The organism is Arthrobacter zhaoxinii (assembly GCF_024385505.1).
GTDB classification, from domain to species: Bacteria; Actinomycetota; Actinomycetes; order Actinomycetales; family Micrococcaceae; genus Arthrobacter_B; species Arthrobacter_B zhaoxinii.
The window spans coordinates 102,825-129,716 of sequence record NZ_JANFLT010000007.1 but is presented as its reverse complement, the minus strand read 5'-3'; the positions used below and the strand labels follow the sequence as shown (position 1 = coordinate 129,716).

At 66.1% G+C, this 26,892-nt stretch carries 16 protein-coding genes and 2 tRNA genes; 7 read left to right on the top strand and 11 right to left on the bottom strand.

The window, feature by feature from the left end:
- Positions 1-4: 4 nt before the first annotated feature.
- The 4 genes from NNX37_RS15590 to NNX37_RS15575 all read right to left on the bottom strand — a co-directional run bounded on the left by NNX37_RS15590 (position 5) and on the right by NNX37_RS15575 (position 10,672).
- The gene (locus NNX37_RS15590) at positions 5-1,990 is read right to left on the bottom strand and encodes a serine/threonine-protein kinase (protein ID WP_255793665.1); all 1,986 of its coding nucleotides are present in this window, start codon (positions 1,988-1,990) and stop codon (positions 5-7) included.
- A 64-nt stretch (positions 1,991-2,054) separates the two neighbouring features.
- Positions 2,055-6,395: an FtsK/SpoIIIE domain-containing protein gene (locus NNX37_RS15585; RefSeq protein ID WP_255793664.1), complete on the bottom strand. Its 4,341-nt coding sequence runs from the start codon at positions 6,393-6,395 to the stop codon at positions 2,055-2,057.
- Between the two features lie 60 nt (positions 6,396-6,455).
- Positions 6,456-7,799 carry a type 1 periplasmic-binding domain-containing protein gene (locus NNX37_RS15580; protein ID WP_255793663.1) on the bottom strand — a complete coding sequence of 448 codons (1,344 nt, stop codon included), beginning with the start codon at positions 7,797-7,799 and terminating at the stop codon, positions 6,456-6,458.
- Positions 7,796-10,672, bottom strand: a complete 2,877-nt coding sequence (locus tag NNX37_RS15575; RefSeq protein WP_255793662.1) for a hypothetical protein — start codon at positions 10,670-10,672, stop codon at positions 7,796-7,798. The genes NNX37_RS15580 and NNX37_RS15575 overlap by 4 nt, the downstream gene beginning before the upstream one ends.
- Positions 10,673-10,925: 253 nt before the next feature.
- Here NNX37_RS15575 and NNX37_RS15570 point away from each other — a divergent pair, with 253 nt between their 5' ends.
- The 4 genes from NNX37_RS15570 (at position 10,926) to NNX37_RS15555 (ending at position 18,071) form a co-directional block, all read left to right on the top strand.
- Positions 10,926-11,207, top strand: a complete 282-nt coding sequence (locus NNX37_RS15570) for a pyrophosphorylase (protein ID WP_255793661.1) — start codon at positions 10,926-10,928, stop codon at positions 11,205-11,207.
- A 481-nt stretch (positions 11,208-11,688) separates the two neighbouring features.
- Positions 11,689-16,956: a DUF6531 domain-containing protein gene (locus tag NNX37_RS15565; RefSeq protein ID WP_255793660.1), complete on the top strand. Its 5,268-nt coding sequence runs from the start codon at positions 11,689-11,691 to the stop codon at positions 16,954-16,956.
- Between the two features lie 66 nt (positions 16,957-17,022).
- On the top strand, positions 17,023-17,478 hold the full coding sequence (locus NNX37_RS15560; RefSeq protein WP_255793659.1) for a hypothetical protein: 456 nt from the start codon (positions 17,023-17,025) through the stop codon (positions 17,476-17,478).
- A 455-nt stretch (positions 17,479-17,933) separates the two neighbouring features.
- Positions 17,934-18,071: a hypothetical protein gene (locus NNX37_RS15555; RefSeq protein WP_255793658.1), complete on the top strand. Its 138-nt coding sequence runs from the start codon at positions 17,934-17,936 to the stop codon at positions 18,069-18,071.
- 86 nt (positions 18,072-18,157) lie between these two features.
- Here NNX37_RS15555 and NNX37_RS15550 read toward each other — a convergent pair.
- From NNX37_RS15550 to tadA, 3 genes are all read right to left on the bottom strand, one after another.
- Positions 18,158-18,247 (bottom strand) — tRNA-Ser (locus NNX37_RS15550).
- Between the two features lie 64 nt (positions 18,248-18,311).
- On the bottom strand, positions 18,312-18,797 hold the full coding sequence (locus NNX37_RS15545; RefSeq protein WP_255793657.1) for a pyridoxamine 5'-phosphate oxidase family protein: 486 nt from the start codon (positions 18,795-18,797) through the stop codon (positions 18,312-18,314).
- A gap of 71 nt (positions 18,798-18,868) precedes the next feature.
- Positions 18,869-19,339: a tRNA adenosine(34) deaminase TadA gene (tadA, locus tag NNX37_RS15540; protein ID WP_255793656.1), complete on the bottom strand. Its 471-nt coding sequence runs from the start codon at positions 19,337-19,339 to the stop codon at positions 18,869-18,871.
- Positions 19,340-19,423: 84 nt separating this feature from the next.
- On the opposite strand from tadA, the gene upp reads away from it, so the two are divergent.
- The 3 genes from upp (at position 19,424) to NNX37_RS15525 (ending at position 22,086) form a co-directional block, all read left to right on the top strand.
- Complete coding sequence (upp, locus tag NNX37_RS15535) at positions 19,424-20,056, top strand: uracil phosphoribosyltransferase (protein WP_255793655.1); 633 nt, start codon at positions 19,424-19,426, stop codon at positions 20,054-20,056.
- A gap of 557 nt (positions 20,057-20,613) precedes the next feature.
- Positions 20,614-21,483: a winged helix-turn-helix domain-containing protein gene (locus NNX37_RS15530; protein WP_255793654.1), complete on the top strand. Its 870-nt coding sequence runs from the start codon at positions 20,614-20,616 to the stop codon at positions 21,481-21,483.
- Positions 21,484-21,561: 78 nt separating this feature from the next.
- Entirely contained in the window at positions 21,562-22,086 is a 525-nt protein-coding gene (locus tag NNX37_RS15525; RefSeq protein WP_255793653.1) for a SixA phosphatase family protein, read from the top strand.
- A 7-nt stretch (positions 22,087-22,093) separates the two neighbouring features.
- Here NNX37_RS15525 and NNX37_RS15520 read toward each other — a convergent pair whose 3' ends face one another.
- The 4 genes from NNX37_RS15520 to NNX37_RS15505 all read right to left on the bottom strand — a co-directional run bounded on the left by NNX37_RS15520 (position 22,094) and on the right by NNX37_RS15505 (position 26,603).
- Positions 22,094-24,160, bottom strand: coding sequence for a YhgE/Pip domain-containing protein (locus NNX37_RS15520; protein ID WP_255793652.1), 2,067 nt, complete (start codon positions 24,158-24,160; stop codon positions 22,094-22,096).
- Complete coding sequence (locus NNX37_RS15515) at positions 24,157-24,822, bottom strand: ABC transporter ATP-binding protein (RefSeq protein WP_255793651.1); 666 nt, start codon at positions 24,820-24,822, stop codon at positions 24,157-24,159. The genes NNX37_RS15520 and NNX37_RS15515 overlap by 4 nt, the downstream gene beginning before the upstream one ends.
- A 126-nt stretch (positions 24,823-24,948) precedes the next feature.
- Entirely contained in the window at positions 24,949-26,376 is a 1,428-nt protein-coding gene (locus NNX37_RS15510) for a dihydrolipoyl dehydrogenase family protein (protein ID WP_255793650.1), read from the bottom strand.
- A gap of 151 nt (positions 26,377-26,527) precedes the next feature.
- A tRNA-Arg gene (locus NNX37_RS15505) sits at positions 26,528-26,603 on the bottom strand.
- Positions 26,604-26,892: the final 289 nt, after the last annotated feature.

The window sequence follows — 26,892 nt, the reverse complement described above, 5'->3', positions numbered from 1 at the left end:
GGCGTTAGTCGCCCGCATTTTCGCGGGACGTGATGGCGAAGCTCTGGGACTGCAGCTCGGTGAAATTCCCGACGCTGGCGCGGACCGTGCACTGCGGTGAGATCTGCAGTGCAGTGACCGTGAGCCCCGTACCGTCCACCGCGAGTGCTCCGCCGCACCCGTCGGAGAACCGCAGGCCCTCCTCGCCGCCCGTCACCGCTGTCAGCATCTGTGACGGCTGGCCGGTGGCGGGACTGACATAGAGCGGGTTTAGGTCGTCGGCGCCGCTGGCCCACACCGGAACCAGGGTGATGGTCAACGGGCTGGGTGTCACAACACGGGCCGCCGTCCGCACCTCCACGTCCACCAGACGCTGGACCGGGTACGCCGTGCTCTTGACCTCCGCATCCTGCGTCGCCGCCGTGGTCGCCTCGGACCCGGTCCGCAGCCACGCGTCGATCGCCTCCTGGTCCTCCGGGGCCACCGAGACCGTCGCGGTAACCTGCACTGAGCCGCCGGCCGGGATTTCCAGTCCGGAGAGCTTCCAGCCGCAGTCAACGTCCAGGCCGGTCACCGACCCCTGGTTCCGGTTCACCTCGGCTCCGTCCCACGTGACGGCCGGGCAGTCATCCCCTTCGGCCAGGCCCGGGACGACTTCAAGGAAATCTCCGGACAGCGGAGCCTTCTGGGCCGCGTACCCGACCGTCAAGCGGGTCTCACCGGAGGACGGTTCGAAGGAGGCGTCCCGGGAAATTGTCAGGCCGGTGGGCAGAGTGACATCCTGCAGCCGCGATGAGAGCCGTTCCCCGGCAGCCGCGCCCTCGTCCTTTGGACCATCTTCAGGGGTAAGGACAACGAACCCTACGATCATCGCCACAATCAACAGCACCCCGCCTCCGCCCAGAAGAAGGGCTTTGCGGGTCCGCCAGAACGGGGTGGCGGCGGCCTCCTCGGCGCCGGTCTCGGTCACGGGGCGTATCTCGCGGCGCGGCATGGCGCGCACCATGGTCGCGCTGCCCGCCTCCCCGAGCTCCGGTACTGCCAGGTCCTCGTCCGACGGCGGCGCGGCTGCCAGCTCGGTGAGCTCGGCGTCGGTAAAGGCGCCGCGGACCATGGTGGCGGGCCGTTCGACGTCGTCGAATTCCGCCGGGGCCTCACCGCGGTCCATCGGAGCGTTCCCGGCAAGCCGGGGTGCAAGACGCCGGAGCGTTGCCGCGGCTTCGGCCGCCGTCGGACGCCGGGCGGGATCCTTGGCCAGCAGGGTATCCAGAACCTGCCACACGTCGTCGTCCACCGGAATCCGGGGCGGGCGGGAGGACACATGGCGGTACGCGATGGTGAAGTCCGTGCCCGGTCCGGCGAAAGGCGTCCGTCCGGCAAGGAGTTCGTAGAGCAGGACGCCGGTGGAGTAGACGTCGCCGGCCGGGCCCGATCTGCCGGAGGTGATGAGTTCAGGCGGCATGTACTGGGGCGTGCCGATGAGGCCGGTGGTTTGGCGGATGCGTTCACCGACGACGTCGGCGATGCCGAAGTCGGAGACCCGGACGTCGCCGGGAGCCCACTGCGTCCACGGGCGGGTGAGGAGAACATTGTCGGGCTTGATGTCGCGGTGCGTCACGCCCCGGGAATGGGCGAAGGACAGGGCGTCGAACACTTCGGCAGCGACGTTCAGTGCATCTGCGGGGGGCAGCGGGCCAAGGTTCGCAACGGCGTCGCGCAGTGAGCCGCCGGCAACGTAGTCCATAACGATGGCCAGCCGCGCGCCCTCAACGACCATGTCCCGCACTGTAACGATGGCAGAGTTCTGCAGCTCGAGCAGCACGGACCGCTCACGGACAAACCGCTCCACGAGCGAGGGATCGTCGGCGTGTTCCGGCCGCAGGACCTTGGCGGCATACGTCTGGCCATCAACGGAGGTGACGGTCCAGACTTCGCCGACGGCGCCGGAGCCCACCCGCTCGCCGAAGCGGTACGACGCTCCAAGCGCCTGCCCCGTCTGTGCGAATTGCATACCGTACTCCCCAACGCCGTTGATCTGATTTTCCCGAGACCGTCTCTGAAGGTCTCACTGCATCCTAGGCGGTCACCGCCGCGGAACCGCTCTCCGGGCTGATCGACTGGATCAGTGCGACTTGTCCGCCGACCCCGATGTAGCCGCGGCCGGTGGTCAGGGCTACCGGCGCCTTGCGGGGGAGTGTGGCCCCCAGCAGTTCACCGTCGTAATCCACATCCGGCTGCAACAGCACGCCAAGGCGGGATTTCCGAAGCGTTTTGGTCCAGTGGCTGTACAGGCTTCTGAGGTCGGCCGACCGTCCGGCCGCGATGACGCACACCCCTGGCTGTCCGGAAGCCAACAGTCCCGTAATGGACTGATCGGCGTCGTCAATACGCTCGGCGTCGTCAATCAGCAGGAAAACGGGGGTTCGCTCAAGCCGCAGGGAAGCCAGCAGGGCCGGCACCTCGTCGGCGCCCACCGCTACCCGGTCGAGATCCGCGGTGGCCAGCGGCGAGCGGCGGTCGCAGATACCCCAGACCTGCGCCGGTCCTTGGGAGGTGGCCGCTCCCTGCAGGGCAGCGGCCAGGGCGAGCAGCAGTGTTGACTTACCGGACCGGGCAGAGCCGGCGATCAGTACGTGCTCGCCCTCGTAGACTTCCAGATACGCGGGGGCGAAGTCCGTTTCCCGGATACCGACCGGGAGGAGCCAGGGCTCGGAATCCAGCCGCGGCGCCACCTCCAGTTCCGAGAGGGTGACGTTGCCGGGCAGGCGGCGGATCGCCGGGGTCTTGGCCGGGGCTTCGGCCCAGCTCTGCCGTACCAGGTCGACGGCGGCTTCAACGCCGATCCCGGGGGTGGCCACATGCATCTGCAGCGCCGTGCGGGGATCCACGCAGCGGCCCGGAAGTTCGGCGGGGATCTGCTTGCCCCGGACACCGAGCGAGGAATAGTCGTAAGTGTCCGCCAGCCGGAAAAGCCACCGCTGCAGGGTCACTTCGTTCATGGCTGTGGGGATGGCCTTGGCCCGGGTGGTGGAGACCGCGAAGGACAGTCCGAGGGCGGGACCGTCCGCGTAGGCGCGGTACAGCAGGTCCAGCAGCTGCTGGCCTTCATAGTCCTGGAATTCGTCGCGGAGCGAGGCCAGGCCGTCGAGCAGCACCACCGTGCGGCGATGCCCGTCCGGGTCCGCGCGGCGGCGTTCCAGTTCCGTGCTTAGGTGCCGCAGGAAGCGGGCCTGCTGCTCCTTGGCACCGCCTCCGGTCCCCACATACGCCACGGTGTGGGGCAGGCGTGCCAGAGGTTCGAGTCCGCGGGAACCCATGTCCAGGATCATCAGGTCCACGTCTGCCGGATCGGTGTCCTTGGCCAGGGCCAGTGCAATCGACGCCAGCGTGGTGGTGGTGCCGGAGCCGGCCACGCCCATCAGCATCAGGTTTCCGATGGACATGTCCCATCCGGCCGCGGACTGGCGCTGCAGTTCTGGCTCGTCCATGAGCGTCACCATGACTGTGGAACCGCGGACACCGCCCACCCGCGGCAGGATCCGGGCGGCGGGGTCGGCGTGTGTTTCGGGTTCTTCAGTGTTTTCGGCGTCCTCCGGTTCGGCGCGGTAACCCTCCAGTTCCACCCGATGACCCAACGCCTCCGGCCAGACCTGCCGCGGCGGGGCGTACCCGGCTTCGCTGTTGGCTTCGACAACGGCCTCGATCAGGAGGTCCAGGTCATTCTCGTCGGAAACCTCGGACCGGGGCGGTGCCGCTGCAGGAGCGGGGACGCCGAACTGGCGGATTTCACGCACATCCACCGACGCTCCGCCGCCGAGCTGGGCCCGGCCGGTCACGAGCGCCGTCTGCACGGGCGAGATGTCGTCCTGGCCCAGCTTCACGAAGGCGCGGCCCATCTGCGCGCGTCCGATCGCGGATGCGGCGGGCACACCGATGACGTTGTTGGAGTCCTCGCGGCTCTGCACGCGCAGGGCCACCCGGAGGTTCGTGTTGGCGAGGATGTCGTCATTGACGACGCCGGCCGGGCGCTGGGTTGCCAGGATCATATGCACGCCCAGGGTTCGGCCCACGGCGCCCACACTGACGAGGGCCTTGAGGACGTCGGGGAAGTCCTTGGCGAGCATCGCGAACTCGTCGATCACGAGGAGCAGCCGGGGCATGGGCTCGGCCGGGTTCGTGGCCAGATAGGCGTTCAGGTTGTCGATGCCCTCGCCTGCCGCGGCAAACACCCGCTGGCGGCGTTCCATTTCCGCTTCCAGGGCCAGCAGCGCGCGGTCGGCGAGCTGCTCGTCCAGGTTGGAGATGGTGCCGATCGTGTGCGGAAGGCGTTCACAGGCCTTGAAGGCGGCCCCGCCCTTGAAGTCGATGAGGATGAAGTTCAGGCGCGTCGGGTCGTTGCGCGCCGCGAGGCCGGCCACCAGGGAACGGAGGAACTCGGACTTGCCGGAGCCGGTGGTTCCACCGACCAGCCCGTGCGGGCCGTCCTTGACCAGATCCAGGCTGAGATCCCCGTTCTCGCCGGTGCCGATGGGGGTGGAGATTCCTGTGGATGCCTGCCACAGCTGACGGATGGTGGCCGGGTCCGGACGTTCGTAGCCCAGCAGTGCCGGAAGCCGCACGAGCGAGGGCAGCGACGCCCCCGGGACGCTCAGTTCCGGATCCTCAAAGTGGGCCACGCGCATGGCGCAGCGCAGCGCTTCCTCGCGGTCCAGGCCGCCCAGGATGATGTCCTCCACCCGCGTCAGGTCCTCCGGCTGCTCCAGCGTGGCCGCGGAGTCCTCACCCACCCGGATGATCGTGGTGCAGGAAGCCGGCAGCTGCTCTTCAGACGTGGCGATCACGATGCCGGCCACCCGGGACTGCTGCTGCTGCGAGCTGAAGCGCGACCCCTGCTCCGAGCGGCCCATGCCGAGCAGCGCGCGTGCCGGCGCGTCCCGGCCCTCGGTCAGGACTTCGGAGTCCAGGACCACCAGCAGGGCCGGCGTCGGCAGCTCCTCGACTGTGTCCTTGAGCGCGCGCAGCATGGCGACGCTTGACTCGCGGTGCGCGGACATCCAGCGCTGGCCGGTGCTGCTGCCTGCCTGGCGTGTGTGGGGCAGCCATGATGCCCATTCCCACTCATCGGCGCGGCCGGCGTCGCAGAAGACGCCGATGGTCAGGTCAGCCGGGCCCACGTGGACGGCGGCCTGGGCCAGCAGGGACCGGGCGAGGGCCAGTGCCCCCTCCCGGGGGCCGACCATGCCCACCACACCCGCGTTGGTCAGGTCCACGAGCACGGGTGCGGCAAGCAGCCGCGCGGCAGCGAGGGAGTCCTTGACCTTCGGATCGAGCCGGGGCGCTGCGTTCCGGTCCACCTCGGGTTTCCACGGGACGTCGCCGGTGCCGGCGTGCAGGGCCAGGAAATCATCTGACTCGGCACGGCGCTGCCACAGGGAGGTGGCCGGAAGGGCGGGGCGCCGCAGCACCGTGGCCGGATCGGGAATCATCCGGTGGCGCCGGGCGGTCTCCGCCTCGGCTGCCGTGCGGATCTGCTGTTCAAACTCCTCGACTGCCCCGTTGAAACGCTCTTCCTCTTCCTTGACGCCGCGGTCGTGGCGGCGCTTCTGTTCGAACCACATTCCGATAGCCATGACCGGGCTCAGCAGGGCGAACATGGCGAAGCGCATGCTTCCCAGGACCATGACCATCGCGCCCGCCATCACCAGCGGTGCCAGCACGGTGATGTAGCTGAATTTGTTGGCCGGGGGTACGTCCCTGCGAGTCGGCGGAACCAGGGAGTCACCCTCCGGTGCCTTCCCGGGACGGGGCGGTCGGTTGAAAGGTGCCGTTCCCGCCGGGGTGAGGTTGTGCAGGGTGCCGGGTGCCGGTGCGGGACTCTCCTCCAGGGACTTCCGCAGCAGAAGTACCGTGCCGCCGGCCGTGATCGTGGCGGTGTCCTCAACCAGGATCCCGTCGTCGCCGGCCTTTTCACCGTTGACCAGCGTGCCGTTGGTAGAGCCGCAGTCCAAGACCCGCAGTCCCTCGTCCTCCCGGCGCAGGCGGCAGTGGTCCCAGGACGCACTGTCTGCGGGAAGAGTGAGGTCTGCGTGGGGTGACCGTCCAATGAGCATCTCGCGCCCCTGCGGCACTTCGATCACGCTGCCGGCCCGCTGGCCTCCGGCGAGCGTCACACTCCAGCCACGCAGGCGTGTAGGCACAGGCCAGGGTGCCCGTGAGATGCGGCTGCCCTCCAGGAGGACCAGTTCAGAGACGGGTGTGGAGGCGCGCACCTCCGACTCGTCAATGAACACTGCCTCGCCGGGCTCAAGGCGGGGTCCGCCGGCCTTCTCCACCAGATCCGCCAGTGTGGTGGCCGGCGCAGCGTGCGCGACCTCGCACTCGAAGCGGCTCTCGTCCAAATCGATCAGCAGACGCACCGGGGCGGTCCTTCCATGGTGGAACAGTGACCCGTCCGTTGAGGAGACGGGACAGGATGGTTACGGAGTTGCCGGAGCAGGTACCCAGACGAGGCGGGGAGCCTCTTCATCGGCCGGCCGCAGCCCCAGGTCCTGGGGGGAGGCGTAGGCCGGGACGGCCTCAACGGCCAGCGCGTTGGACTGAGAGAAGTTCAGTGCGGGACCTCCCATGCCCTCACCCGGGCCGAAGGACATGGTGCGCAGCATTGCACTCACTTCTGCCGGATCCCCGCTTTCGGCGGTGGCGGCTGCACGCACGAGGGCGACGACGGCATCGTGGCTGGCGGTGTCCGCTGCCCAGGCATCCCCCGAGAACGGGGCATCAACGGTCAGGTTGTGGACCGTGGACTCGCCGGCAGCCAAACGGACTGCGGACAGGAAGGCGGACATTCCGCGCCCCTGCGCGTCCTGCTGCAGGGCGGTGCCGTCGCCGCCGGCCGGGGCAACCGTGACCAGCTGTCCGGAGGCCGTTCCATCCAGCTCGGCAAGCGCGGTGGCAAAAGCCGGGGCGCTCGCTCCGTCCGGAAGGACCAGGGGGACGGAAACGTTGCGGGACTGCAGTGCCTGGACCAACCGTGCCAGCCGCTGGGGCGTGGCAGCCGAAACGACCACCGCATCCGCAGGCTCGGCAACATTCATGGCCTCGGTGCCTTCGGGAGCATCCTCGGCCAGAGGGAGCGGCTGGTCGCCGGTCTGGACGGCAGCCGCCTGGGCCGCGGCCATAACGTTCTCGAAATCCCCGAGGTTGAACGTCTGCGTTGGCTGCACCGATGCGGGGACGGGGCCGCCGTCGTTCACAAGCAGCACCCGGGTCTTCCCGGCCAGTGCGGCACCCAGCGCACCCTCGACGGAAGCGGCGGAAGGCTTCGTGGTCCAGGTGGAAGGTGCCGGGTCCACGGGTTCGGCGTACGGCAGGATCACGGGGAGGTTGAGCTCCTCGGCGGCCTTCGCCGCGGCCACGGCCTGCGGCCCGGTGCTGGCCACCACAATGCCGGACACTCCCTGGTCGGCAAGCGCACGGACCGCGGCGCGTGCGCCGTCTTCGGTTCCGCTGTCATTCTGGGTCGGGAGGGCGACGTCGGCGCCGTCCTGGGCGAAGCGATGGGCGGCGACGACGGCGCCCTGCGCCGCGCGGTTGTACTCGGAGCCGGGCTCGCCGGAGGACCCGAACGTCATCACGACGCCGATGGAGAAGTTCTCCGGCAGGCCCTCGGCATCCAGCGCCACGGGAACCGTGGCGGCCACCGGGTCCGGCTTGGCCACCTCCTTGGGACGGTGCAGCGTGGTGGCCAGCACGATCGCCGCTGCGGCAACCACCACCACCCCGGCAATGATCAGGGTCAGGAGCTTGGTCCGGGAGTTCATTCGCCGCCGCCGATCGTCAGCGTGTACAGGGTCTGCGAAGTTGCCCCGTTGGGCACTTCGAGGTGGAAGGCCGGCAGTTCGTCGACGGCCGAGAGCGAGGCCTTGAACTGTGCCTGGCGCAGCAGCAGCCCCGCCACGTCCTGGGACCGGATGTTGGCGTACCCCTCGGCGTTCTGCGCGGCCAGGGCCAGCTGGTAGTCGGCGGTGTCGGCCTTGGCGGCGTTTGTGGCCATGGAGCCGAGCAGGCCGGAGCCGTTCACGGTGCGGTCGCCCAGGTCCAGCATCACCTTGTTCAGGCTTGCGGACAGCAGGGCGTTGGCGCCTTCAACGTCGCGGGTGGAGCCTGTTGTGCGGGACGCGATGCTTGCCAGCGCGGATTCGGTGCTCTCGGACAGGGCCGCGGCCAGGGCCTCGCCCTCCTCGTTCAGCTCGCCGCGCTGCTTGTCCACCGTTCCCTTGGCGTCCTTGACAACGTCGTCGGAGGTGGACTTCAGGCCGGAAATGGAGCGGTTGAAGGCGGTGGTGACGGATTCGGTGCTTTCATCGCCGATGTCGGTGACCTGGCGGGTCTGGGTGTCGACGGCCTTTTGTACCTCGATCGCGGTCTCCGCGGAAACATCGGCCAACGCCTTTTCGACGCCGTCGCGGACCGCTGTCTGCTCATCCTTCACCTCCAGCAGGTTCGTTTGGACCTCGGCGGAAGCCATGACGGCTTCAGTAAGCGTCTTATTCAGCATTTCAAGTCCGCGCCTGGTGCCGGTGACGTTGTCTGTGGCGACACCGTCGAGGGCCGTCACAGCGTCACTAACTTCGGTCAGCTTGGTGTCGATGCCGTTAATGGATGCATCCAGGGCCGTGAAGGCCTGGCTGATGGCCTGGTCCGGATTGGCGGTGTCCGTCAGCTTAAGGACCTCGGCCCACGCAGTATTTTGGTCGGTGAGCCGGACGTCCAGTGGTTCCTGGAACCCGAGCGGAGGTTCCAGTTCCTCCGCGGGGTTGCCTTCCTCGTCTGTTGCCTCGCACGGAACGGAGGTCAGGTAGGAGCGGAGGCGCTCAGCATCCCTGATGGACAGCTGGCCATCGCGGGGGTTTTCACGGGCTATCCGGCACAGCTGCTCGGCAAGTGCCTGGTTCTGGTCCGTCATGGAACCGTCCAAGGGCAGCCCGCCGGATAGTTCATCCTGTGCGTCCTCGGCAAAAGTGCCAATGCTGGCCAGATTCGTCCGCAGGCCGTCGATGCTGCTGCGTGCCACCGCCGATGCATCGCGGGTGGCCTTCACGGAAACCTGTGTGTTCGCCTCGGCGTCCGCGATGGCGCTCTTAAGGTTGGCCAGGGCATCCTCATAGGCGTCGGGGGTTTCCGGACCTTCAAGGATCTCAGTGAGTTGGGTCTGCGCTTCAGCCAGGGTGTCCGCGGAGACCTTCTGCTTCGAGATCGCTGTCTCGACCACCACCGGATTAAGCTCCGCGACGAGCTCTGCGCCCTTTGTGACCAGCCCCGCCAACGCTCCGTCGATTATCACCTTGGAGTCGAAGAGGGAGCAGGTCATGGAAACGGCCTCGCGGCCCTTTTCCTCTACCTCGGTCCGTTCCGTTTCGCATATATCCGCTGTGGGTTCCTCCGGGCCGATGGCGGTTATGAGTTCACCGGCCACGAAGTTCCGGCAGTCCGCGCTGACCGTCGCGTAGGCGTCGAGCTGCGAGGCCATGGTCAGAATGCTGCCGTAAACGCTGGCGGACTGCTGCGGTTTGGCTACCTCAGCCACACAACCGTCGCCGGTGACCGTCACTGTGGGCGGCACGGCGGTGGTGTCGCCCAGCATGGAGTCCACGGCAGCGACGGTTTGCTGCAGCTGGGACATCGAGACGGACTGTGTGCCCTTGGTGGCGGTTTCCAGATCGGTGCCGAGGACGGTCAGCTGGTCTTTCAGACCTGTCATGGTTGATGCCAGGGACTCGGAGTTGTTGCTGAGTTCTTCGGCGGTCCGGACACCCAGGGTCTGCGACGTTTCCTGCAGGTTCCTGCGGACTTCGGTGATGGTGGAGCCGGCCTTGATCAGGACGATGTTAACGTCGGCCACCAGATCGATGGTGCGGCGCTGCAGCTCCATTTCGGAGCCGGCTCCGGAGGAGAAGGCACCGGCAACCACGCCGTCCGCGGTCATGTCCGTATTGAGGCCGGGCTGGACCGCCACTTCAATGGCGGGCACCTGGAAGTTTTTGACGTCGGCAACTAGACGCAGGGTGGCGCTCGCACCGGAACGGGGCGGCGCCAGCACGGTGGCCCACTGCACCACGGTTGCGCCGTCCTCGGTGCTGCTCAGGACGCCGTTGGTGCCGGTTGTACCGTCAGCGGAACCGGGAGTGACGTCGTCGGCCCGTACCCCGGGGAGCGTGGTGGACGCAGCTACGGTCAGCGGGGCGCCCACGAGGGCGGTTTCGGAGTGTTTCCGGCCGGCGGCGTCGTAGTCGATGACCTGCGGTTTGACCGTGAGGTTTTCCAGCGTGAGGTTGATTTCGACCGGCCCGGAGTGGCCCTCGAGCTCGGCAAGGTCGGAGCCGGACTTCTCGCCGGCGCGGTACTGCAGGCTTACCCGAACCGGCAATTCACCCACCGTCTCGTCGGTGTTGTACTGCGCATCCTCGGCGGAAGAGGTGCCGTCCGCCGCGACGGAGATGGTGGTGCCTTCGATGGTCTCCACACCGGCAGCGTTGGACAGGTCCACCCGCACGTTCTGCAGGAGTTTGACTGGGTTGGATACCGGCTCCGGCTCAGGTTCCTGGGTGCAGGACGTGGTGGCGAACAGTCCAATGGCAACAAGAACGGCGCCTAGCCGCCTGCGGGATGCAACGCTGCGCCCCGGGTTATGCATGAGTGTATTAGGTCGTCCAGGCATGGTGAATCGTCCCCCTGTTGCGTTCGCTGTGCCTTGAGCATCATAAGGGGTAAAACGGCGAAAATAAGCTACTTATTCATAATGGGTTCCCGAAGCGTACAGATCCTCTGAAAAACCGCGGAATTTATCTTGTTGGCTTTGGTGACGATTGTTGGTATGGTCACGACCGTCCGGTCGCCGGCGCTTTCCTGCCCGGCGGAAAACATGTTGTCTCTAGAGGGGGATTCTTATGTCACGTGTGTTGTCTACCGAGCAGGCTAAGACTGCTATTGGTCAGGTTCAGTCCATCATCAACGGCGGTTTCACGGAACAGATTGCAGCGCTGGATGCGCAGGGCAAGATTCTTTCCGATCCGAACGTCTGGGATGGCCCCCTGGCCACGCAGTTCCGCGGATCCACGTGGCCGGAAACCAAGGCGGCCCTGGATAAGGCCCGGGAGGAGCTGGAGCAGCTGCGTACCCAGCTCCAGCAGATCTCGGAAAACATCTTCTCCGCAGGCGGCGGCGCCTAGAGCGTCCATATCGCCGGGTAATGGCCGGGCAGCGGACGCCGCTATGGTCGTCAGCTGCCCGGCCGTTGCCGGCCTCGGTGCCGGGAACCCGGCACCGCTGTTCGTTTCCGGCCCGTTGCCGCGGGCCGCTTTCCACCGTGGTTGATGCCAGCGTGGGTGTACCGGTGTTGGTGGTTGTTCTATTCCAGTTCTTGTTCAGTGGGGGGCGCTGATTATGTCTGATGTCGATATTGATTTAGTTGAAATGCCTATGTTGCCGGCGGAGACGGCCCACCGGGGGCGATTCAGCTACGTCCATGCGGAGACGATGCAGCGGGCATTCAGGGACGCCGCTGACGCTCTGGAACAGACTAAATATTCCCGGGTTACCCAGGTCACCCAGGCGAGGGCGGACTTCAAGGGACTTTTTTCGGAGATATTTCAAAGAAACACCACAACGGCGTACACGGATGCCCACGAGCTTGAGCGGGCCCTGCGGAAAGTGGCCGAGTATTTAGGAACCTTTATCCACTTCGCCCATGAAGAGGATGCCCGCCGTGCGAAAGCCAACGAGTGGGTCCGTGAATACAAATCCCGTTCCGGCTGGGAGAAGTTCTGGGACGAGCGCTTCGGGGTGGAAGATATGCCCGATATGGTGCCGGGCAAAGCACCGGTGTTTACCCCCTTCACCCCCCTCATCGCGTATAGGGAGGTCCCGGTGCTGGGGACCGGCGGCGGATCCGGGGGAGGGACCTCCTCGGCGCGACCGGATAACCTGCGCTCTTTCGCATCCGGCTCCCGTGCGCTTGACGCCGGCTTGGCGACCGACATATCCCGCCTTCAGGGCAACCTGGCCTCGTTCCGGGGGCTCTGCTCCTGGGCAACCCTCGACGCTGACGGAGTCCTCCTTGCTTACAAGGAATACCTGGACGCCAATGAAAACGATGCCCGGTGGGCTGACGTCCTTGCAGAGGCTTTCGCATCTGCCGGGAGCAACGGGGACGTCTCGACTCTCTCGGATGCTGCCCTGGAGGCTGCGCTGGCAGCCGCTGGGGTGGACGCGAACCGCCAAGCCCTGACGATCGATCCGCCCACCGCTTCGGGTGCGAAACCAACCACCGGCTACGCCAGTGACCCGGTGAACACGGCCACGGGTAACTTCATCGAGCCCGAAACCGACCTGGGCTTCGCTGGAACAGCCGCAAACCTTGTGTTTTCCCGGATGTACAACTCGCTGGCCTCAGGCCTGGAGACTCCAGGTGTATTCGGCCCGGGCTGGGCCTCGGTCCTGGACCAGCACCTGGTGCTCTCGGATGAGGGCTGCCGCTGGGTGCTGGCTGACGGCCGCGCCGTGGACTTCCCGCGTGAAGGCGAGGCCTGGGGCCGGGCGGTGGGGGAGAATTACTGGCTGACCCGCGAACCTGCCGGCGCCGCTGCATTCGCGGAACTGGCTTCCGTACCCGAGGGCAGCACCGATCTGCTTGTGGTCCGGGACAACCAGGGCGCCTGGTGGGCTTACAGCCTGGCCGGTGTCTGGCTTGGGACCGGTTCGGGCCCCGGCCGGACGGTCTCCGTGCACCGGGAAGAGACCGACGACGACGGCGCCGGCCAGGTGTCCCGCCTTTCCCATGTGCGCGGCCGGTTCCTGGACATCGACTACGTGAACGGCTTGGCCGCCGTGGTCCGGGCCTCGGATGGGCGCCGGGCCGAATACGGGTATGACGACGCCGGGCGGCTCGTTTCGGTCACCACCGAAACCGGAACCCGGACCTACCGGTGGAACGGGAAGGGTCTGATCGACGCCGTTTACTCCGCCGCCGGGGTCCTGGAAGCGGAGAACACCTACGACGAGCAGGACCGGGTGATCCTGCAGATCACCCAGCACGGCCGCCGCATCCGCTTCGCCTACCTGCCCGGACGGGTCACCGTCGTCTCGGATGAAGACGGCACCCGCTCCAACTCCTGGATCGCCGATCCCAAGGGCCGCCTCGTTGGCGTCCTGGATTCCCATGACCAGCGCCAGTCGATGGCCTACGACAAGCACGGCAACCTGGTCTCGCTCACCGAACGCGACGGGTCTGTCACCGTCCACGCCTACGACGCGCGGGGCCGGAAAACCCGAACCGTCACTCCGGAAGGGGCGGACCTCACCTACGGGTGGGACGAGCAGGACCGGATCACCACCCTGGTCACCGAATCCGGATCCGTCGTGACCTATGAATACGCCGATGATCTGAGCCGGGACCCCGCGGTGATCAGCGATCCGCTGGGTGGCCGCACGGAACTCAGCTGGCAGGACGGGCTTCTGACCCGGATCACGGACCCGGCCGGAGTGACCGTTGAGTGCGAGTACGACGAATACGGCGATCTCATTGCCACCCGCAACGCCCTGGGGGACACCGCGCAGATCCTTCGTGACTCCGCCGGGCGCCCGGTCTCCGCGGTCAGCCCGTCCGGAGCGGCGACCCGCTTCATCTATAACGAGGCGGGCCTCCTGGCCCGGCGGGAAGACCCCGACGGTGCCGTCTGGTCCTTTGAACACGATTCTGCGGGCCGAATCACCGCATCTGTTGCTCCCGACGGGGGCCGGACCGAAGTGGAATACGCCGCCAACGGGGAACTGGTCCGGAGGACCGACCCGCTGGGCCGCAGCCTGGAACGCATCTTTGATGAACTCGGCAACGTCGTTGCGGCGGTCCTGCCCGACGGTGCCCGCTGGGGGTTCACCCACGACACCCTCTCCCGCCTGACGGGCATCACCGACCCCGCCGGCCACGACTGGGTCCGGGAGTACGACAAGATCGGAAACCTGGCCGCCGTCGTCGACCCGACCGGTGTGCGCGCAGAAGTGACCACCGACCGGAAGTCCGGCACTGCGACCCTTGCCGACGCGTTCTCCTCCGCCACCTACAGCTTCGACGAATACGGGCGTCCGGTCCGGGCTGAAACCGCGGACGGGTCCGCGGAGCTGACCACCTACGATGCGGCCGGGAACCCGGTGGAATTGATTGACGGCGAGGGCGGGTTGACTGTCCTGGGCCGTGACGTGGCGGGGAAGATCACCTCGGTCACGGCGCCGTCGGGTGCGGTCACCCGCTACGAGTACGACGTCTGCGGGCGGCCCTGGAAGACCGTTGACCCGCTGGGCGCGGTTACCGAGCTGGCCTACGACGCCGACCAGCGCGTGGTTGCTCGCACCCTTCCCACCGGTGAGGTGGAGAGATTCGACTATGACGCCTGCGGCCGCTTGGTCCTACGGGTTGCCCCCGGAAGCGGGACCGCCCGGTACGGGTACGACAAGGCCGGCCGGCTGACTTTTTCCCAGGACTCCTGGTACGGGACCCGCCGCTTTAAATACAACACTGCCGGGGAACTGGTGGAGACGGTCAACGGTGTCGGTGGGCGGACCCGGTTCGAATACGACGTCCGTGGCCGGCTGATCCGGATCACCGACCCGCTGGGCGGGGTCACCACCCGCACCTATACGGACACGGATAAGGTCAACGCCGTCACCGATCCGCTGGGCCGGGTCACCACCGCCACCTATGATCCGGCAGGACGGCAGCTGTCCCAGACCGATCCGGACGGCAACACCACCACCTGGACCTATGACGCAGCCGGACGGGAGGCGAGTACCTCCCGCAACGGAAAGCTGCTGGGCGCCATTAACCGCGACCTGCAAAACCGTCGTGCGGTGATCAGCGACCACACCGGACCCGACGGACTGGCGGTCGAGCATGTACTCGTGTTCAACCGGCGTAACCAGCTGACCTCCCGCACCCGCGGCGGGCAGGAGTTGTCCTGGGGATACGACGCGGACGGCTACCGTACTGCGTTCACCGACGCCAACGGCACGACGACGACTTACGGCCGCGACGCCGTCGGGCGGGTGAAGACCGTAAGCAATTCTCAGCTGGGCGAAGCATCGTTTACCTACGACGCAGCGGGACGCCCGACAGCAGCAACCGCCGGGGACCTGGTGCAGGAATGGGTCTACCGCAACGGCTACCTGTCTGAACACACCCGCACGGACCGCTCAGCCACTGAAGGCGGCGCGGAGACAACCCTCGTCGGTCGAGGCGAAGACGGCCGGATTATCGGATTGACCCGGGCGGGTGCTGTCACCCGGTACAGCTACGACGGGGCGGGGCAGCTGGTTGCTGCCGCCACGACAGGCAGGTCCGGGACGTCCTTGGATTCGCAGTGGGAGTACGACGCCGGTGGCCGGCTGATCCGCGAAAGCACCCCAGCGGGGCTTCGGGTGTACGAGTATGACGCCGCCGGCCAACTGAAGTCGGTTGTCGAGGCGGACGGGGCACGGACGGAATACGTCCATGACGGACTAGGTCGCCGGGTCCGGAGCATCGGCCCTGATGGATCCTGGGCTGAATATGCCTGGGGCGCAACGGGATATCTCCAGGCCACCGCCGAACACACGCCGGACGGGACAGCACGCTCGCAACACCGGATGTGGACGGATGCGTTGGGCGAACTCGCTTCTGTCGATGGTTGCCCGGTGTGGTGGGATACCGCGAAACCGGTGCCCACCTTGGCTGGCTTCGGCTCGGAACAGGTCCTTTCACTGCCCGGCGGTGTCACGGGCTTCGGAAATACTTGGATTAGCCCGAACTGGCGTGCCGCCCGGCCCACGGGCCAAACCGACCCCTGGGCGGTGCTGGGTGCATCGGTTATCCCCGAAGCAGGCTTCTCCTACGAGGGCAGCACTGCAGCAGCGATGTCCGGTGGGGGTGGGGCAACGGGGCTATCCGGCGTGCTGCCTGCGGGCATCAGTCTTACTGGAAACGGCGGCCTGGACATTGCCGGTCTGGAATGGCTGGGCAGGCGTGCCTTTGACCCTGCGACGCGTGGTTTCCTGTCCACCGACCCGTTGGATCCCGTGCTGGGTGCCGGCTGGGACGGCAACCCCTACGCCTACGCCGGCAACAACCCGCTGAACGCCACGGACCCGACGGGTCTGCGGCCGCTCACGGACGGGCAGCTGGCGGATTTCGCTAAAGCTAACCAGAGCATGCTCGCCGACTTCGGAGACTGGGCGGACGAGCATGCCGTGCTCATTGGCGTTGGACTGATCGTCCTCGGAGTCGCGCTGTCGTTAACCGGTGCAGGTACCGGGGCCGGCTTGATTTTGTTGAGTATGGCGGCCGGTGCCTCGACTGCTGCCGGAACGTCGCTGATCACCCAGAAGCGGGATAAAGGAACAGTGGATTGGGGAGAGTTCGCCAAGGACACGGCAATCGGTGCCGCCTCCGGTTTGGTCTCCGGCGGTGCAGGTGCCGCCTTTAAGGCGGCTGGCGCCACCGCGGCGCCTGGCACGCTCATGTCCTCCAAACTGGCCCAGGACACAATGACGGGTATGGTGTCCGGGGCAACAGACAATCTCCTGGATTACCAGTTCAACTACGGAGGTGTGAGAACTCCGGAGGGGTACTTGCAGGCAGGAATGTGGGGCGCTGCAACCGGCGGCGCTGCAACCGTCGGCAGTGCCAAAGTGTCCGACACAGTGCTGGGCCATATGGGTATCACGCCGCCCCCTGCGGGGAGCTCCACTCTTCCAACGCCGAGTGAGGTGCGATGGACAAACGGGATAACTGACGCCTCGGACCGGCTCGTCAATGGTGTTGCCAGTGGAATAAATGAGATGGCAAAGCCGCGCGAAGGAAACCTCGAAAAAGAGAATGTCTGGGATGCTCAGATCGGGGGAATGCTAGGAGGTGGCGGTGGATGGGAACGTGTTCCTAGTGTGCCGTAAAATGCCGTAGGATCCGGGAGAGCAGCGGGAAAAGGTTCGCGGACTCCAATCGCAAAGGACGATGAAATGAATGTGTCTCATGGACAGGCCTCCGGTGAGCCTGCCGAAGGAAACCGACAGAAACCGCAGACAAAGCTGCGTCCCGCCCGATTGATATTTCCCGTCCTTCTGCTTTTGTCTTTGGCCGCAGTCATCGTGGTCCCACCCCTGGCCTCCCTATACGACCAGAGCCATCGTACGCGGATTGAATGCACTGTGGTGGAAGCCGAGGGGGTGAAGGTATCCGGCCCGCGCAATGGCGGGGGCCCGTATCACCGGGTGTACATCACCACGGCGGAGTGCGGAGAACTTTTGTACGAGACCGGGATTACCGCTTCGAACCGCGACTCTGTGGCGGCAGAATTGGAGCCGGGTGAAAAGTACTCGTTCGAAATCGGAGAGGTAGATAACACGTTCCGTTGGCTGATGAACCGGTTTGACGTGTCACCCGAAGTCTGGTCCTTTGAGGAGATCAACGGATAGCCGGGCAAAGAGAAGGCCCCGGTTCCCTGTTGTTACAGGGAACCGGGGCCTTCCCAGTTGGCGGTGATGCTCGGAAGGGCTCCCGCTCAGACCGGAAATTAGGACATAGGAATATGACGAGCTCACCGGGATTAAAGTCGGCAGCAGGAGGCTTTCGAGAACAATGAACAATAATCCGAGTTTCACCGATGGGGTTGAATCCCCGGAGGGTGCCGCCGAGGGGGGGCGCGCGTCTGGCGCGCAGACTCCCGCGGGTTCTTGATATTGCTTACGCAGGCGCTCTTCTGATTTGTCTGGTCATAGCCGTCTATGTTTTCCAAAGCGTCCCGTGGGACACGCGGTTATCAGATTCGGGGCGTACCTCTTCACGGACCAGTAGCTCCGGAATGACAATGCCGGCCCTCATATCCCTTGCTCCGATTGCCCTGTGCGTCATCTGGCGGGCGCGTTAGAAGATGAAGTCCACCGCATCGGATCATCAAGGGAGGGTGCGGGGCTACATCCTGGGGCTTTTGTATCCGCTGGCCGTGGTGGTTGGCCAGAGTTATGTCGCCCACGAGCTTCTGGTACGGGGCGGTGCCCTGCCCGGCTGATTAGTGACGCCGCAGATGCCGACTGATCAGCAAAGCAAAAGGCCCCGGTTCCCTTGATTTACAAGGAAACCGGGGCCTTTCTCAGTTGGCGGTGACGGTGGGATTTGAACCCACGTTGGCTTTTACACCAAACAACATTTCGAGTGTTGCACCTTCGGCCGCTCGGACACGTCACCAACGCGTCAACCTTACCGGGTCGAAGGCCCAACTCCCAAAAGCAGTGCCGCCAGCACCCAGGAACTAGAGGTCGACGACGTCGTTCTTGCCGATATCGGGAGTGCCGCCGGTTACTGCGGCCTTGCCGATCTTGAACATGCTGGCGATCTTGGGTTCATCGGATGCCCAGTATTCGGCGGTATCCGAGTCCACCTTGAGCAGAGCCACCGACGGGTCTTCACGGCCCTTCTCGAACCAGCCCTCCACCGAGGTCTTCCACAGCGCGGAAATCTTCCCCTGGTCCTTGGTCAGCGTGGCCGTACCGCTGATGGACAGGAAGCCTTCTTTGTCATTGATCGCGACGTTGACGTGCGGGTTGGCACGGACCTCGTCGGCCTTGGGGGAGGGGTCCGGGGTGAAGAACCACAGGTTGCCGTCCGAATCCGCCTCCTGCAGCTGCAGCGGCCGGCTGACCAGGTTCCCCTGCAGGTCCACTGTGGTCAGCGTTGCGATCTTGGCCTTTTCGAGAATCTTGACGACGGTGTCCCGTCCATCCTGCTCTGATCCCATTACGGAAACTCCTTTTAGCTGTCGCGTTCCGGAATTAGCAAGCCTACGTATAAACGGAACCGGGCGGAACGCTAGGAGTTGCGCTTTGAGCCGAAGAAGTCCCGCAGCAGGCGCGCAGATTCCTCCTCGCGCACACCGGGATACACCTCAACCCAGTGATTCAGGCGACGCTCACGCAGGATGTCGAACACAGAACCTGAGGCGCCGGCCTTCTCGTCCCACGCACCGAAGACCACCTTCGGCACCCGGGCCAGGACAATCGCCCCGGCGCACATAGCGCAGGGCTCGAGCGTCACCACCAGGGTGCAGCCTTCCAGCCGCCATTCGCCGACGGCGGCCGCCGCCGCCCGGATGGCCAGCACTTCCGCGTGGCCTGTCGGGTCCCCGGTCGCCTCACGCTCGTTGCGCCCCGTACCCAGCACCTCGCCGTCGGGACCCAGGACGACGGCGCCGATCGGCACGTCGCCCGTCTCCAGCGCTCTGCGGGCCTCGGCCAGGGCGAGGTCCATCCAGGCCTCGTGTGTACGGGAAAGGGAGTCCATGCCTGCCATCGTCCCCCATCCGCACTCGCGCGGGCGAACGCAGGCGAACGCAGAGAGGGGCAGGGGCAATGGTAGTTTTGAAGCATGCGCGTACTTGTAGTGGATCATCCCCTCGTTGCCCACAAACTCACCGTTCTCCGCGACAAGGACACCCCGTCACCGATCTTCCGTCAGCTGACGGAAGAACTGGTCACCCTGCTGGCCTATGAAGCCACCCGGACCGTCCGCGTGGAGCCGGTTCCGATCGAGACCCCCGTCACCGCCGCCGTCGGCACGGGCCTGGTCAAGCCGACCCCGCTGGTGGTTCCCATCCTGCGCGCCGGCCTGGGCATGCTCGAAGGCATGACCCGCCTGGTTCCCACGGCAGAGGTTGGCTTCCTGGGCATGGCCCGGAACGAAGAAACCCTTGAAGCCATCACCTACGCCGAGCGCCTGCCGGATGACCTCACCGGCCGCCAGGTCTTCGTTCTGGATCCGATGCTGGCCACCGGCGGAACCCTGCGCGAAGCCATCAAGTTCATGTTCCAGCGCGGCGCCGCGGAAGTCATCTGCATCTGCCTGCTGGCCGCCCCGGAAGGCCTCTCGGTGCTTCAGGAAGAACTGCAGGACGCCAACGTCACCGTGGTGCTTGCCTCCATCGACGAGCGCCTGGATGAGCACGCCTACATTGTTCCCGGCCTGGGCGACGCCGGCGACCGGCTTTACGGCGTCGTCTAACTACTGCCCCGGACCACATCGCTGCCCCGACAGGCAGCAGCCTGCGGCTAGCCGAGGGGTCCTAGCGCTCAGTCCACTATGTGGACAAACAGATAATGCTTGACGGCATCCGCTCCGTAAGGTCACTTACGGAGCGGGTGCCTTTTTTGTTGCACGACATCGATATCGCCCGCATCGCCCCTTGTGGATGAGCGAAATTAATTTAGTTCTTATACATATTCACGCATAGGTATTCACTGCAACTAATTGTGAACTGCGTCACAAAACGACACAAAATGTCCACTATGCGAGACAACAGACCCATTGTTACTTGCGCGGATCCCTTTGTTACATGCAATAATCCGGAGTGTGAACACCAACACGGCAGCATCAGTCGCAGTCTTTGCCGGCGGCCTTCCGGCCTCGGAAGAGACTAGCTGTTGTCGAATGCATACCTTTGGAACCACCCCTATCCTCAGGTAAGACTCAGGCCCACCACGGGCATAATAGGCGCCGTCTCGACCGGGCACACCCCAGCAATCGAGCCGTGATGACGTCGATTCACGATGAGGTCCCACATGTCAGTAGCATCCGGTTACGTCCACATCTCCCTGCGCAATGCGCAGAACCGCGCCGGAGCAGGTTCCCAGCGCCAGTCCGCCGGCGGTTTCTCCAATACCTACGGCGGCCAGCAGTACGGGAACCAGTCCTACAGCGTTCCGCCCACCACCGGCACCGGAGCCCGTCCGCTCCGCGCCGTGTCCGGCCAGGACGCGTACCCCATGACCGCCCCCATGCAGGTGGTCGCCCCGAGCGGCATTCCCGGACCGCAGCCGGTCAGCAATGACACCGCTGCCCGCGGATTCGTTATCTATGTCGGCCTCGATGAGGAAACCGCCGCGGCCAACGGCACGTCCCTGAGCAAACTTGCGCAGGAAATCCGGGCACACGTCCAGACCCTGGTTCCCGGTGCCCAGAGCCACGCAGCCGTAGCTCTTGCCCCGGCTGGAGCCACCGGCTCGGATATCGACGTCGTCCGCCAGGCTCTCGGTGATCCCACGGTCGCTCGGCGGCAGTCGGCCCCTCAGCAGGCTCCCGCACCTCAGCCTCCGGCGGCGGTCCGCCCCTCCGGTGTCCTGATTGACCTGTCCCGCCGCGAGGTGCACCTCGACGGGGACACGCTGAACCTGACGTTCAAGGAATTCGAACTGCTGAACTACCTCGTCGAAAACGCGAGCCGAACAGTAGGACGTGAAGAGCTGCTCGCCGGGTTGTGGCGCAACGCTGAAGAGGTGCCGAACGAACGCACCATCGATGTCCACATCCGGCGCCTGCGGTCCAAACTGGGGCGCCTGGCCAACACCGTACGCACGGTCCGCGGCCAGGGGTATCGCTTCTACGAGCACCCCGAGGTGGTTGTCTGGGCCGCACCGGAGTACAGCATCTAGCGTCTGCAGCCTCGATGCTACGGATGGTGGCCGGTCAGCGGGCGGAGCGGGGGCTCCGTCCGCGGCTAAACTGAGCAAATGACCGGCCACCACCTGAAGAAACTCCAGCTCCTCCGCCATGCCAAGGCGGACTGGCCCCGAGACGTCGCAGATCATGAGCGGCCACTCTCCGGCCGGGGGCACCGGGACGCGCCGCTGGCCGGCCAATGGATGCGCGAACACGGCAGCATCCCCGACTTCATTCTCTGCTCCTCCGCCCTGCGTGCCCGGCAGACCTGCACCTGGGTCTGCAAGGAACTCGGCGACAAGGCGCCCACCGCGAAGCTCGAGGACGGTCTCTATGCAGCGACGCCGGAGCGGATCCTCAGCCTGATCAACCACGTACCGGACACGGTCACCAGCCTGCTCGTCATCGCGCACCTTCCCGGCGTCCAGGAACTGGCCATGCGCCTTGCTTCGGCGGACTCGGACGAAGACGCCGTCATGGAGATGGCCACGCGGTATCCGACGTCGGGCCTCACCGTCATGGAACACGCGCTGTCCTGGGCCGAGCTGGACGGCCGCGACGCCCGGATCACCGACTTCGTGGTGCGCCGGGCCTGAAACCGGCCTAGATGTCGATTTCCGGCTGCAGCGTCTTCAGAGTCCACAGCCGGTGCCGCCGGGCGGCCATCAGGGACAGCAGGAGTCCGGCCGCGGTGTAGCCGAGCAGCCCGACGGCGACGGCGGTGACCTGCGAAAGGTCCCCGCCGTACAGCAGCTGCCGCAGCCCGTTCACCATGTACCCCATCGGCAGCGCATCGTGCGCCAGATGCAGGGGTGCAGGGATGGTCTGCCAGGGGAAGGTGCCTCCGGAGGAGACCAGCTGCAGCACCAGCAGGACCAGTACCGCGAACTTGCCCACGGAACCCAGCAGAGCCACGAGGCCCTGGACCAGCGCGGAGAACGCCATGGACGCCATCAGGAGCAGTCCCCACGCCAGGACCGGATGGACGGGACCCAGCCCCAGCCCGATGCAGACCACTGCATAGAGCACGGTCGCCTGAACCAGGGAGACGGCGAGGAACGGAAGCCAGCCGCCGAGTGCGATCTTCCAGGCCGGGACGTTGGAGGCCAGCGCTCGCCGGCTGATGGGGCGCAGGGCCTGCGCGAGCATGAAGATGCCCACCCACATGGCCAGGACCAGGAAATAGGGTGCCAGGCCGGCGCCGTAGCTGCCGGCTTCTGCCTGGTTCACGGTGCTGACGGTCAGCGGGTCGGCGATGACCGTGGAGGCCGTGGCTCGTTCCTCTTCATTTGGGTTGGGGACATTGCCCGCACCGTTTTTCAACTGCCGGGACAGCTCGGCAGACCCGACACGGAGCTGGCCCAGCCCCTCGCGGAGGGTACCCGCGCCGGCTGCGGCGGAGTCCGCTCCGGCTGCCAGCTCCCGGGAACCGTTCAAGGCCTGCTGTTCCCCGCCTGCCAGGCCAGCGGCGCCGGAGGAAAGCTCCGCCGCGCCGGAGGAGAGTTCGGCGGCGCCGCCGGAGACCTGGGCAGCCCCGTCATTCGCGGAGGCGATGCCCGAGGTCAGCTGCGGGGTGCTGGCGGCGAGCTGGTCCGCGCCGGCCGAAACCGCTGCGGCGCCGTTCGAGAGTGCCTGCAGCTGCTCCAGTCCGGTGGTGCCGGACTGGCCTGCGGCGAGCTCCTGCTGGAAGGCACCGGCCTGCTCCGGAGTCAGCACACCCTGCTGGATCAGCCGTGTCACTGCATCGGTGACACCCTGCCGGGAGGCGTCGGCTGAGGCAGCCAGGGCGGATTCCAGGCCAGCCGTTCCTACCGCCACCTGCCGGGCGCCATCGGCCAGCTGCTGCGTCTGCCGGGGAAGCAGTGCGGTGGAGGAGGAAAGCTGGGCCAGGCCGGAAGAGAGGCCGGCAGCTCCGGAAGACAGCTGGTTGGCTCCCGCGGACAGGCCGCCGGCTCCGGCCGACAGCTGGTTTGCTCCTGCCACCAGCTGTTCCTGCCCGGAAACCAGTTCCTTGGCTCCGGCGGACAGGGTACCCAGGCCGGTAGCGAGTTCTGCGGCTCCTGAATCGGCAGACGCCGCACCGTCGGCCAGCTCACCGGCGCCGTCGGCGGCTCGTTCCAGCTGGCCGTGCACGGTGCTGAAGCCGGTCAGCAGCCGGTTCGCCGTTTCCTCGCCGACGTCGGTGGCCACGCTGTCATGAACGGAAGCGGTGAGTTTGTCCACGATGCTGCTGAGCAGGTAGTTGTTCGCGTCATTGGTGGTCACGTGCAGGCTTGCCTGGCGCGCAGAGCCCAGGTCCGACGTCGAGGCCAGGCCGGCGGAAAAGTCCTCCGGGATGGTGAGGGCGAAGCCGTAGGTGCCGTCCTTTACCCCGCGGTCCGCGGCATCGGCGCTGTCCACCAGTTCCCAGTCGAAAGTACCGTCCTCCAGCAGGCTTTCGCGGACCGTGGCGCCGACGTCGAGCCGGCCGTCCGCGGTGTCCGCACCTTCGTCCTCGACCACCAGGGCGGCCTTGACGCCGTCAAGGTTTCCGTAGGGATCCCAGTTGGCATACAGGTAGACGGCACCGTAGAGCAGGGGGACCATGGACAGGGCGAGAATGGCGAGCTTCGGCAGGGTGCCGGCCGTCATGCGCCGCAGCTCGCCAAGGGCCAAACGGAGGGCGGTCATGCGGAGACCTCTTCGAGGACACCGGCGGTAGCGAGGGCGGCGGCGCCGGTGCCCGCGTACGCGGCGGGACCCGTCCACCCGGGCGGAATCTGCGCCACCACTGCCACGGCGGTCACCGGGCGGGAGGACGAGGACACGCTTCCCGCCAGCGCGGGCAGCCAGATGCCGGCATCGGCATCGTGGCGGTCGGGGGAGTCGAAGACCAGCAGCTCCACCGCGGAATCCGCCAGCGCGAGACGCACCAGCAGATCCAGCCGTACCGCCGGTGCGAGTTCCTCGATCCACTGGGGCGCCAGCTCCGAGAGGCCGGCGTCGGACAGCCAGCCGGCAGCATCTGTACGCGGGCGGTTCCGGCGCGGGATCAATGACAGGTCCTCCGCAACGAGGTCCCGGACGCGGAAATGCCGCTCGGGTTCGCTGACCTCCGGTGAATCAACCAGAGCGGAGTGCCGGCGCAGCTGCTTCGGCCGCGCATTGCTCCGCCACTCGACAGTGCCGGAGGTGGGGCGCATCCGGCCCGAAAGCACCAGCGCCAGGGCGGTGCGGGTGGACTGGTCTCCGCCGGAGACCAGGAGCAGCCCGCCGGATTCGACCTCAAGGGAGGTTGGGGGAAGGAGCGCACTGTGGCGTCCCTTCACAAAAAGGGTTTCCGCACTAAGCATGGTCTTCGCCTCTGGTCCTTAGGATCGCTGTGCGCCTGCACGCTTCAGAGGCGCATCTGCCAACCTACGGGAAACTGACCAGTCAGTACAAATAGCTGGGCGGAGAGCTTAGCCACACGGTGACACCTACAGCCCGTACTTCTCCAGGAGCCGGAGCCATACCTCGCTGATGGTGGGGTACGCGGGCACTGCGTGCCAGAGGCGGTCCAGCGGGACCTCCCCGGCTATCGCGATGGTTGCCGAATGGAGGAGCTCCGAGACGCCGGGCCCGGCGAAGGTGACGCCGACCAGCACCCGCCGGTCCTCATCCACCACCATCTGCGCCCAGCCGCGGTAGTCGTCTGCGTACAGGGCGGAACCCGCGACGGCGATGTTGAGCGAGGTTTCGGAGGCGTTGATGCCGTCCGCCCGGGCCTGTTCTAGGGTCCGGCCGACCATCGCAGCTTCCGGGTCGGTAAACACGACCTGCGGTACGGCGAAACGGTCCGCCGTTGCCGTGAAACGGCTCCAGGCATCCGGTTCCGCGCTGCCGGGTTCCTGCTTTGCGCGCGCGGCAATGGCATCCCCTGTTGCGCGTGCCTCGTATTTGCCCTGGTGGGTCAGCAGGGCCTTGCCGGCGGCGTCGCCCACGGCGTACAGCCATCCGCCGTCAATACCGGCAACCCGGCCGGAATCATCGGTGTCCAGCGTCTTTGTTTCCAGGCCAAGCGTTTCGAGGCCCAGGCCGGCCAGGGCGGGGCGGCGCCCCGTGGACACCAGCAGCCGGTTTCCGACGACGGTTCCGCCGCCTTCGAGCGTGACCTCCACGCCGCCGTCGTCGGACTTCCGGACAGAGGCGGGGAAGGCGGAGGTGCGTACCTCGACGCCGTCGGCCTCGAGTCCGTCCTTGACCAGTGCGCGGGCGGGTTCCGGGAAGGAGCCCAGGATGCCGTGGCGTGCCAGCACCACCACCTTTGAACCCAGCCGGGCGTAGGCCTGCGCCAGTTCGACGCCGGAGACCCCGCCGCCGATAACCACCAGGCGGGAGGGGATTTCGGCGGCGGAGGTGGCGTCCCGGGTGCCCCAGAAGCCCACCGTGTCGAGACCCTCGATGGGAGGAACGGCGGGGGCGGAGCCCGTGGCGAGGACGACGGCGTGCCGTGCGGAGATGTGCAGGGTCCGGCCGTCCTTGGTGGCTACTTCCACCTGGCGTTCCCCGGTGAGCCGGGCCCGGCCGCGGACCAGGTCAATGCCCGCGCCGGCGACCCACTCCGCCTGGCCCGCATCATCCCAGTTGGAGGTGAAGGAGTTCCGGCGTTCCAGGACGGCGGCAGTGTCCAGTGTTCCGGTGACGGCTTCGCGGGACCCGGCCAGCGACCGGGCCTCCTTGAGGGCCGTGCCGGGCCGCAGCAGCGCCTTGGAAGGCATGCACGCCCAATAGGAACATTCGCCGCCTACCAGGTCCGCTTCCACGAGGACGGCGGACAGGCCGCCGCGCACAATACGGTCGGCGGCATTTTCCCCCACGGCGCCTGCCCCAATCACCACAACGTCGGTCTGCTGAGTCTCAGTCATGGACCCGAGCCTTGCACCACCCCCGGCTGCGGGGCAACAGTTACCTCGGGGAAGAAGGCGGTCCGCAGTGCAGCCGGACGGGCAAGGTAACTCCGGGCAAAGAAAAAACCCGGTCTGACCAGAATTTCTTCTGGTCAGACCGGGTCTTCAGTGGTGCGCGCGAAGGGATTCGAACCCCCAACCTTCTGATCCGTAGTCAGATGCTCTATCCGTTGAGCTACGCACGCATAAGAACTATTGTATCAAAACCGATTCTCATCAGTTTCTTTCAAGTTCATCCGTGGCTGTTTGGCCGTAAATAACTATAGCGGGCTTTTCCGGGCAACACCAATTGAGATGCATGTCGACTGCATCACTAGACCGGTCTACGTGACCTTAGTCACATTGGAGTAGCCTGGATGTGCTGATTCTCTTGGATTTGTGGGACCGATCACGATTTGGCAGTGAAAGGTGTGATCTTTTTCGGCAAGGCGGAACGAAGGGCACAACTAGCATCAAAACACACCACTGACCCAA

Coding starts and splice junctions, on each gene's coding strand:
- NNX37_RS15525 (WP_255793653.1), top strand. CDS start 21,562: ATGACCGGCCACCACCTGAAGAAACTCCAGCTCCTCCGCCATGCCAAG.
- NNX37_RS15590 (WP_255793665.1), bottom strand. CDS start 1,990: ATGCAATTCGCACAGACGGGGCAGGCGCTTGGAGCGTCGTACCGCTTC.
- NNX37_RS15545 (WP_255793657.1), bottom strand. CDS start 18,797: ATGGGATCAGAGCAGGATGGACGGGACACCGTCGTCAAGATTCTCGAA.
- NNX37_RS15555 (WP_255793658.1), top strand. CDS start 17,934: ATGAAGTCCACCGCATCGGATCATCAAGGGAGGGTGCGGGGCTACATC.
- NNX37_RS15560 (WP_255793659.1), top strand. CDS start 17,023: ATGAATGTGTCTCATGGACAGGCCTCCGGTGAGCCTGCCGAAGGAAAC.
- NNX37_RS15575 (WP_255793662.1), bottom strand. CDS start 10,672: ATGCATAACCCGGGGCGCAGCGTTGCATCCCGCAGGCGGCTAGGCGCC.
- NNX37_RS15510 (WP_255793650.1), bottom strand. CDS start 26,376: ATGACTGAGACTCAGCAGACCGACGTTGTGGTGATTGGGGCAGGCGCC.
- NNX37_RS15520 (WP_255793652.1), bottom strand. CDS start 24,160: ATGACCGCCCTCCGTTTGGCCCTTGGCGAGCTGCGGCGCATGACGGCC.
- NNX37_RS15570 (WP_255793661.1), top strand. CDS start 10,926: ATGTCACGTGTGTTGTCTACCGAGCAGGCTAAGACTGCTATTGGTCAG.
- upp (WP_255793655.1), top strand. CDS start 19,424: ATGCGCGTACTTGTAGTGGATCATCCCCTCGTTGCCCACAAACTCACC.
- NNX37_RS15530 (WP_255793654.1), top strand. CDS start 20,614: ATGTCAGTAGCATCCGGTTACGTCCACATCTCCCTGCGCAATGCGCAG.
- NNX37_RS15515 (WP_255793651.1), bottom strand. CDS start 24,822: ATGCTTAGTGCGGAAACCCTTTTTGTGAAGGGACGCCACAGTGCGCTC.
- NNX37_RS15580 (WP_255793663.1), bottom strand. CDS start 7,799: ATGAACTCCCGGACCAAGCTCCTGACCCTGATCATTGCCGGGGTGGTG.
- tadA (WP_255793656.1), bottom strand. CDS start 19,339: ATGGACTCCCTTTCCCGTACACACGAGGCCTGGATGGACCTCGCCCTG.